Source organism: Streptomyces sp. NPDC059248 (assembly GCF_042753905.1).
GTDB lineage: Bacteria > Actinomycetota > Actinomycetes > Streptomycetales > Streptomycetaceae > Streptomyces.
The window spans coordinates 1-15,860 of the sequence record NZ_JBHYZV010000060.1 but is presented as its reverse complement, the minus strand read 5'-3'; the positions used below and the strand labels follow the sequence as shown (position 1 = coordinate 15,860).

Sequence of the window (15,860 nt, the reverse complement as noted above, 5' to 3'; positions counted from 1 at the left end):
CTTCCGCATGTGCGCCCGACCCCCGCAGGTCCGGCCCCGGCTCGCCCGGCCCCCGTGCGCCCGGCCTCAGCGCTTCGGCCGCTCCGTCACCGCGTACGCCTCCACCGTGAACAGGGAGTAGCCGAAGCGGGTGGCCCGGCGATCCCCCTGGATCCGGACGAAGCGGGTCCCGGGCTCGTCCAGCCGGACGGTCTCGGTGCCGCCCCGGCCGTCGCGGACCGTCGCCGCCGTCCGCCACCGCCGGCCGTCGTCCGACACCTGGACCCGGTATCCGGCGGCGTACGCGTCCTGCCAGCGCAGGACCACCTTGCCCAGCCGTACCGGCTCCGGCAGCTCCGCCTGCCACCACGCGCCGTCCTCGTACGCGGACGACCAGCGGCTGCCCCGGTCCCCGTCGAGCGCGGCCGACGCCGGGAAGTCGGCGGTCTCGTCGCCCGACGACGACGCGGTCACCCCGCCGCCGCGCAGCAGATCGGGGCCGCCGGCCCGCGGGACGGCCCGGACGGTGACCGTCCGCTCCGTTCCGGCGAAGGAGAGCGCGACGGGGTACGCGCCCGCGGGCGTCCCGGCCGGGACGGTCACCCGTACCGGTACCGTCACCGGACGTCCGCGCGGGACCGCGACCCGCTCCGGGACCGCCACCTCCACCCCCGGCGGCGCCTTCGCCACGAGACCCCCCGCCACATCCGCCGGCCGCCGCGACGTGAGCCGCAGGCCCACCGTCACCGCGGCGCCCCCGATCTCGGCGTCCGCCTCGGCCCGCTCCGGCTCCAGCCCGGCCGCGGGCTCGTCCGCGTACCAGGGCGCGATCGACCGGACGGCCGCGCCGCCCGCCGCGCCGGTGACCCGCAGCGCGTCCGCCCGCAGCCCGCCCGCGGCGGCCTGGGTCCAGCCGTCCGGGGAGAGCGCGGCGACCGTACGCCACCCCTCGCCCGGCACCCGGGCCTCCAGCCGCCCCGGATCCGCGCCCGGAGCGCCGGGAGCCACCATGACCGTGACCGACGCCAGGGCCCGCGGACCCGCCAGCCGGACCGTGCCGTCACCGTCCGGGCGCGGCGCCCCGGCCGCCCCCGTCCAGACCGCGGCGTCGGCGACCGCCCGGTCGACGAACGGCCCCAGCACGCCCTTGCCGACCACGGCCCGGTCCGCCGCCGCGGGACCGGAGCGCAGCGGCTCCAGCGCCAGCGACGCCCGCCAGGCCGCCGCTCCCGCACCGCGGGCCTGGGCCTCCAGCAGATCGACCGCCAGCTCTCCGGCGCGCCCGTACGTCTCCAACTGGTCGAGCCACGGCCGTATCTCGTCGTCGAGCCGCCCGCCGTCGACCTCCGCCAGCCGCCCCGGCGCCGTCCGCATCGCCGTGAACCGGTCCCGCAGCGCGCCGGCCGCCCGCGCCCGGACCTCCGGGTCCGTACCGGCGGCCCGGGTCCGCCGGAACGCGTCCAGCTGGGGCCGCAGATAGCCCGACTCGACATCGGCCAGCACCGAGGACGCATGGTTCCCGGCCAGCACCCCCAGCGCCTCACGGGCCGCCGGATCGCCGCCCGCCAAGTCGTCCAGCGCCGCGAGCCAGGACTCCCCGGGCCGGTAACCCTTGGGGTTCCAGGCGTAGTCGGCGGCCGTGAACAGCGGGATCCGCGACGCCGACGCCTGCTCCATCGCGTTCGCCAGCAACGCGGCCGAACCGGCCGCCACCGCCGGGTCGCGGCCTGTATAGGGGCCCAGGAAGAGCCGGTCCTGCGCATAGTCGTTGACCGGGTAGTTGTCCATGGTGACCAGCGGATGGTCGAACGCCGCCCGCGCCCCGGCCAGCTGACGGCCCGTAATGGTCTTCGGTACGACCCCGACACCGGTCCAGGCCACCTGCACCCCGTCGTCCAGCTCCGCCGCCAGCGCCCGCCGGTACTCCGTCTCGCCCGGCTGGTAGAACTCCGTCGGCAGCACCGACAGTGGAGCCGCGCCCGGGTAACGCTCCCCGAGATGCCGGGAGACCGCGTCCGCGACCCGGGCCTGCGCCCGCGCCGCCGCCTCCGGACCCCGGCCGAAGGCCCCGGCGTCCTCGTCGCAGTGCCACTCGCTGTAGCTGACGTCCTGGAACTGGAGCTGGAACGCGCGGAACCCCAGCGCCCACATCGCGTCGATCTTGCGGGTCAGCGCGCGGAGGTCCGACGCGTCGGAGAAGCACATCTCCTGACCGGGCGCCACCGCCCAGGCCAGCGTCACATGGTTGCGCGCGGCCCGATCCGCCAGCGCCCGGAACTCCGCGCGCCGCTCCGCCGGATACGCGTCCCGCCAGCGCGCCTGCCGGAAGGGGTCGTCCCCGGGGGCGTACAGATAGCGGTTCTGCTTGGTACGGCCCATGAAGTCCAGCTGGGCGAGGCGCTGCTCCCGGCTCCACGGGCGGCCGTAGAAGCCCTCGGTGGTGCCGCGGACGGCCGTACCCGGCCAGTCCCTTACGACGACTCCGGCGACCGTGCCCCGCCCCGGGCCGCCGCCGATCAGCCCCCGCAGGGTCTGGACGCCGTGGAACAGGCCGTCGGGTCCCGTGCCGTCGACGGCGACCGTGCCCCGGCCGCCGACCGGTCCTACCGCCAGCCGGTAGCCGCCGGACGGCAGATCGCCCCGCTCGGCGACCCGCAGGGTCCGCAGCGCCGCCCCGGCTCCCGCGCCGCCCAGATACAGCACGGGCCCGCGCCCCGGGAGATCGGTGTAGAGGGTGTCGACCCCGGCGTCCCGCAGCACGCGATGGGCCGCCTCCACGGCGTACGGATCGGCGTCGGGCGCCGCGACGACGGTGACCTCGTCGCCCAGCGCCACGGCCGGGCCCAGCGGCCTCGCCGACTGCGGCCGGGGCCAGACCTGCGGTACGGCACCCGCGCTCTTTCCCCGGGGCTCGGCAGGTGTACGCGGCCGGTCGCCGGGGCCAGGGGGCGCGGCGACCGCGCCCTGCGCCCCGCCGAGCAGCCCGCCCATCACCGCGACGGCGACGGCCGCGGCCGTACCCGTCCCGGTACGCGTCCCGCGCGCGAACCGCACACCGACTCCCTTCCGCTCCGGCGCCGGCGCGGTGATGTCCCCATCACCCCCGGGCCCCTGCACCCCTCCCGGGCCCCTGACTCCCAGGTCTCCGAACGGTAACGAGCCCATCACCCGTGACCGGAAGGTGTCAATGCGCCCGGGAGAACTGTGGCTTATGCAGGGATCTGTCGGCGCGCGGTGCCGCGTGGAAGATCCGTACGGATGGAAACACGGTCGCCGGGTAGGCGTGCCGCGGAACCGCACGCCCCATCCGAGGAGTGACGACGATGACCGCGTCCGCCGCCCAGCTGCTGCTCTCCGCGCTCGCCGACCTGTCGGTGCCGCCCCCGTGCGACGAGTGCGCCGGGTCCCCGGACGCCCTCCCGGGGCTCGACGCGGTGCCGGGGCCGCTGACGAGCGAGCCGCCCATGCCGGGACCCGCGCCGCTGACGAGCGAGCCGCCGCTGGTGGACCTGCCGCCGCTGACGAGTGAGCCGACGGCCCTCGGCACCGCGGGCGGCGGCCCTTCGGCGGGGGGCTGACAGCGCTCCCGGCCCCGTACGGCACCCCCGGGCGCGCGGCCCGGACGGCGGTTCGCTACTTTGGGGACCGTGGACAAGAAGAACGCTCTGCGCACCGGCACCGTCGTGACCGGTACGACGCTGATGATGCTGCTCCTGTCGTCGCCCGCGCTGGCGCTGACCCGCGACGACGGCGACGACCCGGGCTCCGGCCTGAGCGTCGCCGAGACGCTGGGACTGTTCGTGATCACCCCGGCCGCGATCTTCCTCGCGATCACGGCACTGGTGATGATCCTCGACAAGTCGAAGAAGCAGCAGCAGAACTGATCCCCGCGGCCGGGTGACCGTGCCCGGTTGAACGATCTTCGCCGAAGCGGCCCGAGGCGTGTGCGCCCCGGGCCGCTTCTGTCATGCCGTGCGGCCTTCGGGCGGGGCCGGGTCGTCAGTGCGCGGCCATGAGTTTGCGGAGCAGCGCCGACAACTGGGCGGCCTCGGTCTCGTCGAGAGCCGTGGCGAAGGCCTCGTGCTGGACCGCGAGGCCCGCCGTCACCGCCTCGTCGACGAGGTGGAGGCCGGGCTCGGTGAGGCTCACCCGCAGTCCGCGCCTGTCGTACGGGTCGGGGCTGCGGACCAGCAGCTCCGCCCGCTCCAGCTTGTCGAGGCGGCCCGTCATCCCGCCCGTGGTGAGCATCAGCGTCGCCGACAGCTCGCGGGGCGAGAGGGTGTACGGATGCCCCGCGCGCCGCAGGGTCGCGAGGACGTCGAACTCGCCCCGGCTGATCCCGAAGCGCGCGTACTCCTTCTCCGTCCGGTCGCCCATCGCGCGGGCGATCCGGTAGATCCGCCCGTACGCGGCCATGGGCCCGGTGTCGAGGTCGGGGCGGCACGCGGCCCACTGGTCGACGATGGCGTCGACCGCGTCGGGGGGCGTCGGGGCGGGGGCGGGGATACGGGAAGCCATGGGGCGATTATCGACCGGCGGTGAGTCTTTCTCAAGTAAGTGACTGACTAAAAAGCCTCTTGCGCCTAAGTGGCTTACAGGTAAGCTACTTCCTGTTGAGCCAGTCACCGTCGGCGCGGATGCCCTTGTGCGTCCGGCCCGCAGTCCGAGAGGCCCGTCATGCGCCGTGCCGCCGTTATCGCCCTCACCGCGTTGGCCCCGATCTCCTGGGGCTCCACCTATGCCGTCACGACCGAACTCCTCCCGCCCGACCGTCCGCTGTTCACGGCCGTGGTGCGGGCGCTGCCAGCCGGATTGCTGATCATGGCCATGACCCGGGTGAGACCACGGGGGAGTTGGTGGGGGAAGGCGGCGGTCCTGGGCGCGCTGAACATCGGGGCGTTCTTCCCGCTGCTCTTCCTCGCCGCCTACCGGCTGCCGGGCGGGGTCGCCGCCGTCGCCGGATCGGTCGGCCCGCTGTTCGTGATCGGGCTCTCGGCCCTGCTGCTGGGGGAGCGGGCGTCGACCCGGGCGACACTGGCCGCGATCGCCGCGTCCTTCGGCGTCAGCATGGTGGTGCTGAAGGCGGGCGCGGGGCTCGACACCGTCGGCGTGATCGCCGGACTCGCCTCGTCCGCCTCGATGTCCGCGGGCACCGTGCTCACCAAGCGCTGGGGCCGTCCCGAGGGGGTGGGGCCGCTGGTGATGACGGGCTGGCAGCTCACCGCGGGCGGTCTGCTGATCGTGCCGGTCGCCCTCGCGGTGGAGGGCGCCCCGCCCGCTCTCGACGGGACGAACGTCGCCGGGTACGTCTATCTCGCCCTGGTCAACACCGCGGTGGCGTACTGGCTCTGGTTCCGGGGCATCGAGCAGCTCACGGCGACCTCGGCGACCCTGCTCGGTCCGCTCTCCCCGATCACGGCCGCCGTGGTGGGCTGGGCGGCCCTCGGCGAGGCGCTGACGCCCGTACAACTGCTCGGTATGACGCTGGCGTTCGGCGCCACCCTGGTCGGCCAGTGGCGGCCCGCCCCCCGGCCGGCCTCCGGGGCCGCCGCCCCGCCCGTGCCGCCCGCCGGACCGGCCCCAGAGGCCCCGGCCCCCGAGGGCCCGGCCGCGAAGACGACGGCCGCGAAGACGACGGCCGCGAAGACGACGGCCGGGACCGCCGCCTCCGGAGCCGTACCGGAGAAGGTCTAGGCCGGGCCCCCGTCTAGGACGCCGGTGCGTCCGCCGCCGTCGCGAGGCTCTGGAGATAGCGCATCAGCGCCATCAGCACATCGCGGCTGGAGCGGCGGAGCCGGGCGTCGCACTCCACGATCGGCACCGAAGCGGGCAGATCGAGGGCGGACCTGATGTCCTCCATCGCGTGGACGGGGGCGTCGGGGAAGGCGTTGACGGCCACCACGAACGGCACCCGGCGCTCTTCGAGCCGCCCGATGACGTCGAAGCTGACCTCCAGCCGCCGGGTGTCGACCAGGACCACCGCCCCCAGCGCCCCTTCGAACAGCCCCCGCCACAGGAACCAGAAGCGTTCCTGGCCGGGGGTTCCGAAGAGGTACAGGACCAGTTCCTCGTTGAGGCTGATCCGGCCGAAGTCCATGGCGACCGTGGTGGCGGTCTTCCTCTCCACCCCCGCGACGTCGTCCACGCCGACGCCCGCCTGGGTCATGGTCTCCTCGGTCGTCAGCGGGCGGATCTCGCTCACCGCGCCGACGAGGGTCGTCTTGCCGACCCCGAAACCGCCCACGATGACGATCTTCACGGCGGCGGTCGCCGTGTCCGGCAGGACGTCCTCGGCGCGCGGCCCGGTGGGCCGGGCCGTGGTCGTGGTCGTGGTCGTGCCCACGGCGCCCGGCGCGTTGGCGTCCGGCGCGTCGGCGGCGGGCCCGTCGGCGGCCGGCTCAGAGCTTCTGTAGTCCATCGATCACTGCCTCAATCAGAGCTCGGTCGGGGAGGGGCGCGCGCCGGACCGGTGCCCGCGCCGTGACCTGCTCGTCGACCAGGAGGTCGCCGAGCAGGACGGTCACCACACTCACCGGGAGGCCCAGATAGGCGGAGATCTCCGCCACCGACAGCGGCGACCCGCAGAGCCGGACGATGGCGGCGTGCTCGGGCTGCATCCCGTGCCGGGGGCCCGACCTGGCCACGATCAGGGTGACCAGGTCGAGGGTGGCCGGGACCTGTGAGCCGCTCCGGCCGCCGGTGATGACGTAGAGGCGTTCCGGATTGCTGCCCTCCCAGTCTCCCGGTCGGCTCACGCGGACTGCCGATCCTGTCGCGGTGGGGCGCTGAGGTGCTCGCCGATGCGCAGGACGAGATCGCGCATCCGCTGGCCCATGAGTCCGGCGTCGACGCCCTCGTCGGCGAGTACGGCGAGGAAGGCGCCCGCGCCCGCGGCCATCAGATAGAAGAAGCCGCCGTCCATCTCGATCACGACCAGCCGCATCCGGCCGTCGCTGCCCGGCAGTTCGGAGGCGACGGCGCTCGCCAGGCTCTGGAGTCCGGCACAGGCGGCGGCCAGCCGGTCGGCGGTGTCGTCGTCGGAGCCGTGCTGCGCGATGCGCAGCCCGTCGGCGGAGAGCACGACGACATTTCTCGTCTGCGGTACGCCTTCGGCCAGGTCTTTGAGCATCCAGTCCATGTTGGTCCGGTACTGCTGCTGCATCATGGCTGCGTACTCCCCTTGTTCGTCTGAGGGTCTTCACCGGCGAGGCCGCTGTGGAACGCCGCGAGCCAGATTCCGGGTTGGACCTGGGGCGCCTCCTTCGGCTGCTCGGACCGGGGTGCCGCCGCGACCGGGGCGGTGAGGTCCGGGGCGGGTGCCTTGCGGCGCCGCTGGGGCAGTCCGCCCGGGGTCCGCTCGGTGACGAGCGGGACGTCGTCGTCGGGTCCGGCCCCCATGGCCGCCGGGGCGGGCACGGCGGCCCCGGGGGGCGCCGGTGGCGCCGACGGGGCGGCGGAGGGCCCGCCGGCCCTCCGGGCGCCGCTCGCGGCCCCGGCCCGGCTCGCGGCGATCGCGGCCGGGTTCGGCCGCGGCCCGGACGCGGTGCCGATGCCGTGGGCGAGGCCGGTCGCCTTCGCGGCGGTGGTGATCAGCTTCTTCGGTACGACGAGTACGGCGCGCACCCCGCCGTAGGCCGACGACCGCAGCGACACCTGGAAGCCGTACGTACGGGAGAGCCTGCCGACCACCGCGAGGCCCAGCCGCGGGGTCTCGCCGAGGTCGTTGAGGTCGATGCCCTCCTGCGCCTCGCGCAGCATCCGCTCGGCGCGCAGCCTGGCCTCCTCGCTCATCGCCACGCCGCCGTCCTCGATCTCGACGGCGATGCCCGAGTTGACGTCGACGGCGGTGAGATGGACCCGGGTCTGCGGGGGCGAGTAGCGGGTGGCGTTGTCGAGGAGTTCGGCGATGGCGTGGATGAGCGGCTCGACGGCGGGGCCGACGACGGCGACCTCGGAGACCGAGTGCAGTTCGACCCGCTGGTAGTCGAGGATCCGGGACATCGCGCCGCGCAGCACGCTGTACAGCGGTACGGCCCGGCTCCACTGGCGGCCCGGCCGGGCGCCGCCGAGTACGGCGATGGAGTCGGCGAGCCGGCCGACGAGCGCCGTGGCGTGGTCGATCCGGAGCAGATCCCCGAAGACGGCCGGGCTGTTGCCGTGCCGGTCCTCCATCTCGCGCAGTTCGAGCGCCTGCTGGTGGATGATCGCCTGCACCCGGCGGGCGATGTTGACGAAGGCCCGCTGGGCGGATTCGCGGAGGTCCTCCTCGGTGCTCAGGGCGTCGAGGGAGGCGGCGAGCACGGACCGGTGCATGGGCGGGAGATCGACCGTACGCAGCATGTCCTCGGGGTACTCGCCCCGCTGGACCCTGGCCAGCATCGTGGGCAGCAGTTCGGTCGTGAGCCGGCGGGACATCTCCTGGTCGCGGGCGATCTCGGCCTCGCGCTCCGCGAGCAGGGCGGCGAGCGCGTCGGCCCGGCGGCCCTGCCGTACGGCCGCCAGGGCGGCGATCGCGACGGCGCCGACGGCGACGGAGCCGACCCAGACCGCGGCGCCGCGGGCCGACCCGGAGACCAGGACCGCGGCCGCCGCGGCCGCCGCGGCGGTGACGACGACGGGCACGAGCCAGAGCCAGGAGGCGGGGGCTTTCGTGCTCCGCGGACTTCCGGTCGACGTTTTCTGTCGGGCCATCAGCACCCTCAAACCATCGGAACGGGAATGATCATAAGACGACGGTCCGGAAGCATATCCCCGTCCGCTTACGGTTCGTGACGCTCGGTCAATGATTGGCGCGATGTGAGCGCAGACGATTGGCCGAGACGCTGGTGCCGTGCACAGTGGACATGCGAGCGACTAATTTCAGCCAGAGGGAATCGATGGGCGACGACCGCGGCCCGACCGCGGCCGCCGATTCGCCCACGCGGCTGTCGCGGCCCGAAGCGGAATCCGCCGCCGATCTCATTCCGCCCGTGCTGACCTGGAGTTCGGCCGGTGTTTCCGGGGTCTGTGGACGCCGGTGCGGGCTTGGAGTGCGGGTTCGATGCCCGAAAACGGTGTTCCGTACGGCTCGAAGAAGGATTTCCGCCCCCGGGGGCGTACGCCCGCGCGGAATCTCCGCCCGATGAACGCGCCCCGGCCGTACGGCGGCCGGACGCCCGGGTTCCCCGAACCCGTGAAGATCATCGGGATGATCGGCGCAAGACGGGTACCGGCCAAGGGATTGGTCCGGACCCGACGGGGATTTCCCGGGGTGTACCGGACATGATCGACGGCGTCCGGCCGCCCGCCGACGCCCTTCGCCATGCCGCCGTCATATCCCCTTGTCCCAGGCTGTTACTGCTGGTCACGACCGTGGGTCCGGTACGCGTACCCGTACCGGACCCACCGGATCGTGTGCGGCGAACCCGGCGGCCGGAAGGTTCCGGCCGCCGGATCCCCCGGGATCCCCCGGGATCCCCCAGGATCCTCCGGATTCCCCCGGATCAGCCGCGTGCCGCGGCCGCCTCGTCCGCCGCCCGGGCGCGCAGCGCCCGCTCCACACCGGACCGGGACTCCGAGATCAGCCGCCGCAGCGCCGCGTTCGGCTCGGCCCGCTCCAGCCAGGCGTCCGTCGCGTCCAGCGTCGTCCGCGACACCTGGAGGGCCGGGTAGAGCCCGATCGCGACCTGCTGGGCCATCTCGTGGCTGCGGGACTCCCAGACGCCCTTGACCGCCGCGAAGAACTTCTCCGTGTACGGCGCCAGCAGCTCGCGCTGATCGGACTGGACGAAGCCGCCGATCACCGCCTCCTGCATGGCGTTGGGCAGGTCGTCGCGCTCGACCACGGACGCCCACGCCTCGGCCTTGGCCTCGGCGGTCGGCCGGGCGGCCCGCGCGGTGGCGGCGTGCCGCTCGCCCGCGGCGGTGCGGTCGCGCTCGTACTCCGCGGCGATCCCGGCCTCGTCGACCCGGCCGGTGGCCGCGAGCCGCTCCACGAACGCCCACCGCAGCTCGGTGTCGACCACCAGGCCCTCGATGGTCGCGTTGCCGTCCAGCAGCCCGGCCAGCAGCTCCAGCTGCCCGTCGGTCCTGGCGGCCGCCGCGAACGCCCTGGCCCAGGCGAGCTGGTGGTCACCGCCCGGCTCGGCGGTCCGCAGCCGGGTCAGCGCCTCCCCGGCCCAGGTGTGCAGCAGGTCCTCGCGGGTCGCGGGGGACGCGTACAGGTCGATCGCCAGCTTCACCTGCCGGTGCAGCGACTGCACCACGCCGATGTCGGTCTCCTTGCCGATACCGGAGAGCACCAGCGCCGCGTAGTCCCGGGTGGCCAGCTCGCCGTCGCGGGTCATGTCCCACGCCGACGCCCAGCACAGGGCGCGCGGCAGCGACTCGGCGAAGTCGCCCAGATGCTCGGTGACGACCCGCAGGGACTCCTCGTCCAGCCGGACCTTGGCGTACGACAGGTCGTCGTCGTTGAGCAGGATCACCGCGGGCCGCCGGGTGCCCTCCGGCAGCGGTACGGGAGTCAGCTCGACGGCCTCGACGTCCAGCTCGATCCGCTCGGTGCGCACCAGCCGGCCGCTGTCGTCGAGGTCGTAGAAGCCGACCGCGATCCGGTGCGGGCGGAGCGTCGGCTCGCCCTTCGCCCCGGCGGGCAGGGCCGGGGCCTCCTGGCGGACGGCGAAGGAGGTGATCACACCGTCGGCGGTGGTCGCCAGCTCCGGGCGCAGGATGTTGATGCCCGCCGTCTCCAGCCACTTCTCCGACCAGACCCGCAGATCGCGCCCCGAGGTCTTCTCCAGCGCGCCCAGCAGATCGCTCAGCCGGGTGTTGCCGAAGGCGTGGGCCTTGAAGTACGCCTGCACCCCGGTGAAGAACGCGTCCTCGCCGACATACGCCACCAGCTGCTTCAGGACGGAGGCGCCCTTGGCGTAGGTGATGCCGTCGAAGTTCACCAGGACGTCGTCCAGGTCCCGGATCTCGGCCATGATCGGGTGCGTCGACGGGAGCTGGTCCTGACGGTACGCCCAGGTCTTCATCGAGTTCGCGAACGTGGTCCACGAGTGCGGCCAGCGCGAGCCCGGGGCCGCCGCCTGGCAGGCGATCGAGGTGTAGGTGGCGAACGACTCGTTGAGCCAGAGGTCGTTCCACCACTCCATGGTGACCAGATCGCCGAACCACATGTGGGCCAGCTCGTGCAGAATCGTCTCGGCCCGGATCTCGTACGCCGCGTCCGTCACCTTGGACCGGAAGACGTACTGGTCGCGAATGGTCACCGCGCCCGCGTTCTCCATCGCGCCCGCGTTGAACTCGGGCACGAAGAGCTGGTCGTACTTGGCGAACGGGTACGCGTAGTCGAACTTCTCCTCGAACCAGTCGAAGCCCTGCCGGGTGACGTCGAAGATCGCGTCCGCGTCCAGGAACTCCGCCAGCGACGGCCGGCAGTAGAGCCCCAGCGGTACGGTCCTGCCGTCCTTCTCCCAGGAGCTGTGCACCGCGTGATAGGGACCGGCGATCAGGGCCGTGATGTACGTCGAGATCCGCGGCGTCGGCTCGAACCGCCACAGGTTGTCCACCGGCTCCGGCGTCGGCGAGTTCGAGATCACGGTCCAGCCCTCCGGGGCCTTCACGGTGAACTGGAACGTCGCCTTCAGGTCGGGCTGCTCGAAGCTGGCGAAGACCCGGCGGGCGTCCGGCACCTCGAACTGGGTGTACAGATAAGCCTGCTCGTCCACCGGGTCCACGAAGCGGTGAAGCCCCTCACCGGTGTTCGTGTACGAGCAGTCGGCGACGACCTTCAGCTCGTTCGGGCCCTCGTGCAGATGGTTCAGCTCGATCCGCGCGTCCCGGAAGACCTGCGCGACGTCGAGCGACTTGCCGTTGAGGACGACCTCGTGCACGGCCGGGGCCACCAGGTCGATGAAGCTGTGGGCGTTCGCCTCGGCACAGTCGAACCGGACGGTCGTCACGGAGCGGTACAGGCCGCCCTCCTGGGCGCCGCTCAGGTCGAGCTCGATCTCGTACGCGTGAGTCGTGAGCAGGCGCGCCCGCTGCTGCGCCTCCTCGCGGGTCAGATTGGTGCCAGGCACGCGGTGTCTCCTCGGTATATGCGGTGTTTGCGGCCATCCTTCCACGGGGTCGTCGCGGACCGCCGCCGAGTTCCCCGCCGGGCGGGCGGGCGCGCCGCCGGGCCCGGCACCGGGGGTGCCGGGCACACGACCCGAACGCCCTGTCCGAATTCCGCCGGAAACCGGGGGCGGACCGGGCGAGGCTGATCCCATGACGACCCCCGAGACCGCCGTGAGCGCCCCTTCCGTGCCTTCCGTGCCTGCCGCGACTTCCGCGACTTCCGTACCGGAACCGCCGTCCGCCGGACGGCGCTACCGGCCGCTGCCCGTCGATCCCGGCGTCCTCGCCGCCCTGCGCGCCGGTGACGACGCGGGGCACCCGTGCCGGCCGTTCACCGACGACGAGGGCGGCGCACCCCTGCGCTGCTGTCTGCGCCGCAGCCGGCCCGGTGAGCGGATCGCCCTGGTGTCGTACGCCCCGCTGCGCCGCTGGGCCGCCGAGCGGGGGGCGGAGCCCGGCGCCTACGACGAACAGGGACCGGTCTTCATCCACGCCGACGGGTGCGACGGCCCGGCCGACGGCGACGGCTACCCGTTCGCCCGTCCGGGCGTCCTGCGGACCCTGCGCCGCTACAACCAGGAGGGCCGGATCGCCGGGGGCCGTCTGCTGGAGCTCTCCGCCGCCCCGGACGGCGGCTTCGACGCCGCGCTCGACGAGGCCTTCACCGACCCGGCCGTCGCCCTGGTCCACATCAGGGCCGTCGAATACGGCTGCTTCCTCTACGAGATCCGTCGCTGACGGTCCCTGCGGGGGCGATCAGGTGGAGGTGTTTAGGGGCGCGAGGAACTGCGCGACCAGCCCGCCACGGTCCGCGGACCGGATACGGCGTACGGGAGCCGTACGGCTCCGGGCGCCGGAGGCGCGACAAGCTCCGCGAGCGGCGGTGCCACCGAGGTATCGATGCGGACCGCGGACCGTCCTTGGCTGAGCGCGCAGTTCCGCCCCCTATGCCTTCGGCAATGGGGGACCCCCAGCGCCCCTAACCACCTTGGCCTGACCCACCCCGCAGGGACGCGGCGCCCCTGAACACTCCACCTGCCGGCCTGGAAAAAGCCCGAGGCCCCGGGGTCACCCCCGGGGCCTCGGGCCTTGGACGGCCGTCGCGGCGGCGGTTACTTCTTCTCGGACAGCTCGTCCGCGATCAGCTCCGCGAGCTGGACCGCGTTCAGCGCGGCGCCCTTGCGGAGGTTGTCGTTGGAGAGGAAGAGCGCGAGGCCGTTCTCGACGGTCTCGTCGACCCGGATCCGGCCCACGTACGACGCGTCCCGGCCCGCTGCCTGGAGCGGCGTCGGGATCTCGGACAGCTCCACGCCCGGCGCGTCCGCCAGCAGCTCACGGGCCCGCTCGACGCCCAGGGGGCGGGCGAAACCGAGGTTGACCTGGAGGGAGTGGCCCGAGAAGACCGGGACCCGGACACAGGTGCCGGAGACCTTCAGGGCGGGCAGTTCGAGGATCTTGCGGGACTCGTTGCGGAGCTTCTGCTCCTCGTCCGTCTCGGCGGAGCCGTCGTCGACGAGGTTGCCCGCGAGCGGGACCACGTTGAAGGCGATCGGCCGCCGGTACACACCGGGCTCGGGGAACGCGACCGCCGAGCCGTCGTGGGCGAGCGCCGTCGCCTCTCCGGCCACGGCCTTGACCTGGCCGTCCAGCTCGGCGACGCCCGCGACACCGGAGCCGGAGACCGCCTGGTACGTGGTGGCGACCAGGGTCAGCAGCCCCGCCTCCTCCGACAGCGGCTTGAGGACCGGCATGGCGGCCATCGTGGTGCAGTTCGGGTTGGCGACGATGCCCTTGGGGCGGTTCCTGATCGCGTGCGGGTTCACCTCGGAGACCACGAGCGGGACCTCGGGGTCCATCCGCCACGCCGACGAGTTGTCGATCACGACCGCGCCCTGGCCCGCGACCTTCTCGGCCAGCGCGCGGGAGGTCGCGCCGCCCGCCGAGAACAGCACGATGTCGAGGCCCGAATAGTCCGCGGCCGCCGCGTCCTCGACGGTGATCTCCCGGCCCTCCCAGGAGATCGTGGAACCCGCCGACCGGGCCGAGGCGAAGAGCCGCAACTCGTCCACCGGGAACTTCCGCTCGGCCAGGATCCTGCGCATGACTGTGCCGACCTGACCGGTGGCTCCGACGATTCCGACCCTCACGGATACTCCTCTGCGTACGTTCTGGGCTGCCGCTCCATGATGCGTGTGCCCACGGCCGACTTGTCCAGTCCATTGTCCAAAGGGTGGAATGTGTGACGCTCCGAACACTCCCCCCGAACGCATCCGACCGGAGGTCGAACGTTTCAGCCGCTCCCCGCGTCACAGGGGAAACGCGGTTTGGGGGAGGAAACCTTGGCGGTCGCGGACGGTGGAGTGGACCCTCTCGCCCCGGCTCAGGTCAGCCGGGTATGTGCGGTGCTCGCACTCGGCGGGGTGCCACGATCCGATCTTCAGGACGGGGTACAGCAGATCCGGCTGCGTCTGCTGGAGCGCCGGGCCCGGGGGGACGATCCGCCTCGGGACGTGGGCGCCTGGGCCGCGGTGGTCGCCTCCAACCTGGCCGCCGACTGGCACCGGGCCCGGGGGCGCTTCGAGCGGACGGCCGCCCGGCTCGCGGCGCTGAAGGTCTGGAACCCGGAGAGCCAGGGCGGCCAGGAGTCCCGGCTGCTGGCGCTCGCGGTCGCCGAGGGTCTCGACGCCCTGCCGCCCGCGCAGCGGCAGGTGCTCGTCCTGCGGTTCTACGCGGACCTGACCGTGCCGCAGATCGCGCGTGAGCTGGGGGTGCCCGAGGGCACGGTCAAGAGCAGGCTGCACTCGGCGGCGAAGGCGATGCGGGAGCGGCTGCGTACGGACGAGGTGGTGTGAGATGCGCGACAGGTACGACGACACCGGGGCCGACGCCGAAGCGCTCATGGCGGTCCTGATGGGGGAGCCCGTACCGGAGGGTGACGCGGCGGGGGCACGCGCCGCGCGCGATATGGCGGTCCTGGCGGAGCAGCTGAAGCTGATCGGCGGCGCGCTCGCGGACGAGGAGACCCCCGCGCGGGTGCCGGACGAGCCCCCCGCTACGGCCCCCGACCCGGATCCCGACCCCGACCCCGAGCACGCGTACGCCGAGACGCCGCCGCTCCGGCCGGTACGGAACCGCCCGGCCCGCCAGGCCCGCCCGAACCGCCGACCCCGGCGGAGCCGCCGGACGGTGATCGCCCTCGCCGCCTCCTTCGTCCTCCTGGCGTCCGTCCTCGGGGCCGCCGCCCTGGTCCAGTACTACGTTGCGGATCCCGCCGCGATCTCGGCGCCCGAGAACGCGGGGATGAAGGACGAGAGCGCCGGGTCGGCCGGGGAGGACACCGCCGCCGCCAAACTCGCCCCGGACGGACTGGTGGCCTGCGCCCGGCTGATCGTCGAGGGCACGGTCTCCGGGGCCCGGAGGGACGGGGCGGGCCGGTTCACCGTCACCCTCGACGCCGATACGTATCTCAAGCCGGACCGGGGGCCGGGGCGGGAGCGCGTGGTGCTGCCGGAGGACGCGGCGAAGGAGGTGACCGTCGGCGAGCGGATGCTCGTGGTCGTGTTCCGGGACTCGGGCGAGGAGCCGCTGTACTACCTGGGCGACTCGGTCGCCGACGGCCGGAGGTGGGTCGACGAGGGCCTGTCCGGGAATCGGGAACTCGCCTGTCCGGGAAGGGGCTGAGCCGGAAACCGGACGGACGGGACGGGGAACGGGGGATACACGGGGGTACGGGGCCCCGGCCTGACCAGCCGGGGACACGGGAAACGGGAGGGGGC

General features: G+C 73.6%; 14 protein-coding genes. 6 read left to right on the top strand and 8 right to left on the bottom strand.

Features of this window, described 5'->3' with window-relative positions; all coding sequences use genetic code 11:
- Window positions 1-66: 66 nt before the first annotated feature.
- Window positions 67-3,033, bottom strand: a complete 2,967-nt coding sequence (locus ACFXG1_RS23795) for a beta-N-acetylglucosaminidase domain-containing protein (RefSeq protein ID WP_384716407.1) — start codon at window positions 3,031-3,033, stop codon at window positions 67-69.
- Between the two features lie 269 nt (window positions 3,034-3,302).
- Here ACFXG1_RS23795 and ACFXG1_RS23790 point away from each other — a divergent pair, with 269 nt between their 5' ends.
- Window positions 3,303-3,557, top strand: a complete 255-nt coding sequence (locus ACFXG1_RS23790) for a hypothetical protein (protein WP_384716405.1) — start codon at window positions 3,303-3,305, stop codon at window positions 3,555-3,557.
- Window positions 3,558-3,626: 69 nt separating this feature from the next.
- Window positions 3,627-3,863, top strand: coding sequence for a hypothetical protein (locus ACFXG1_RS23785; protein WP_384716402.1), 237 nt, complete (start codon window positions 3,627-3,629; stop codon window positions 3,861-3,863).
- Between the two features lie 115 nt (window positions 3,864-3,978).
- Here ACFXG1_RS23785 and ACFXG1_RS23780 read toward each other — a convergent pair whose 3' ends face one another.
- The gene (locus tag ACFXG1_RS23780; RefSeq protein WP_384744437.1) at window positions 3,979-4,497 is read right to left on the bottom strand and encodes a MarR family winged helix-turn-helix transcriptional regulator; all 519 of its coding nucleotides are present in this window, start codon (window positions 4,495-4,497) and stop codon (window positions 3,979-3,981) included.
- A gap of 159 nt (window positions 4,498-4,656) precedes the next feature.
- On the opposite strand from ACFXG1_RS23780, the gene ACFXG1_RS23775 reads away from it, so the two are divergent.
- Entirely contained in the window at window positions 4,657-5,673 is a 1,017-nt protein-coding gene (locus ACFXG1_RS23775) for an EamA family transporter (protein WP_384744435.1), read from the top strand.
- Window positions 5,674-5,686: 13 nt separating this feature from the next.
- Here ACFXG1_RS23775 and ACFXG1_RS23770 read toward each other — a convergent pair whose 3' ends face one another.
- The 5 genes from ACFXG1_RS23770 to pepN all read right to left on the bottom strand — a co-directional run bounded on the left by ACFXG1_RS23770 (window position 5,687) and on the right by pepN (window position 12,044).
- Window positions 5,687-6,397: an ATP/GTP-binding protein gene (locus ACFXG1_RS23770; protein WP_384716396.1), complete on the bottom strand. Its 711-nt coding sequence runs from the start codon at window positions 6,395-6,397 to the stop codon at window positions 5,687-5,689.
- A complete protein-coding gene (locus ACFXG1_RS23765; protein WP_384716393.1) occupies window positions 6,378-6,734 on the bottom strand; it encodes a DUF742 domain-containing protein in 357 nt (118 codons plus the stop codon). The genes ACFXG1_RS23770 and ACFXG1_RS23765 overlap by 20 nt, the downstream gene beginning before the upstream one ends.
- Window positions 6,731-7,144, bottom strand: coding sequence for a roadblock/LC7 domain-containing protein (locus ACFXG1_RS23760; RefSeq protein WP_384716390.1), 414 nt, complete (start codon window positions 7,142-7,144; stop codon window positions 6,731-6,733). The genes ACFXG1_RS23765 and ACFXG1_RS23760 overlap by 4 nt, the downstream gene beginning before the upstream one ends.
- The gene (locus ACFXG1_RS23755; protein WP_384744432.1) at window positions 7,141-8,670 is read right to left on the bottom strand and encodes a sensor histidine kinase; all 1,530 of its coding nucleotides are present in this window, start codon (window positions 8,668-8,670) and stop codon (window positions 7,141-7,143) included. Before ACFXG1_RS23755 ends, ACFXG1_RS23760 begins: the two co-directional genes overlap by 4 nt.
- Window positions 8,671-9,461: 791 nt before the next feature.
- Window positions 9,462-12,044, bottom strand: coding sequence for an aminopeptidase N (pepN, locus tag ACFXG1_RS23750; RefSeq protein WP_384722064.1), 2,583 nt, complete (start codon window positions 12,042-12,044; stop codon window positions 9,462-9,464).
- 235 nt (window positions 12,045-12,279) lie between these two features.
- Between pepN and ACFXG1_RS23745 the strand changes: the two genes are divergently transcribed.
- Window positions 12,280-12,822, top strand: a complete 543-nt coding sequence (locus ACFXG1_RS23745) for a DUF1203 domain-containing protein (RefSeq protein WP_384744429.1) — start codon at window positions 12,280-12,282, stop codon at window positions 12,820-12,822.
- 374 nt (window positions 12,823-13,196) lie between these two features.
- Here the strand turns inward: ACFXG1_RS23745 and ACFXG1_RS23740 are convergent, their stop codons facing one another.
- The gene (locus ACFXG1_RS23740) at window positions 13,197-14,231 is read right to left on the bottom strand and encodes an aspartate-semialdehyde dehydrogenase (protein WP_384721863.1); all 1,035 of its coding nucleotides are present in this window, start codon (window positions 14,229-14,231) and stop codon (window positions 13,197-13,199) included.
- Between the two features lie 192 nt (window positions 14,232-14,423).
- Here ACFXG1_RS23740 and ACFXG1_RS23735 point away from each other — a divergent pair, with 192 nt between their 5' ends.
- Complete coding sequence (locus ACFXG1_RS23735) at window positions 14,424-14,936, top strand: RNA polymerase sigma factor (RefSeq protein ID WP_384721866.1); 513 nt, start codon at window positions 14,424-14,426, stop codon at window positions 14,934-14,936.
- Window position 14,937: 1 nt separating this feature from the next.
- A complete protein-coding gene (locus ACFXG1_RS23730) occupies window positions 14,938-15,765 on the top strand; it encodes a hypothetical protein (RefSeq protein WP_384721869.1) in 828 nt (275 codons plus the stop codon).
- Window positions 15,766-15,860 lie beyond the last annotated feature (95 nt).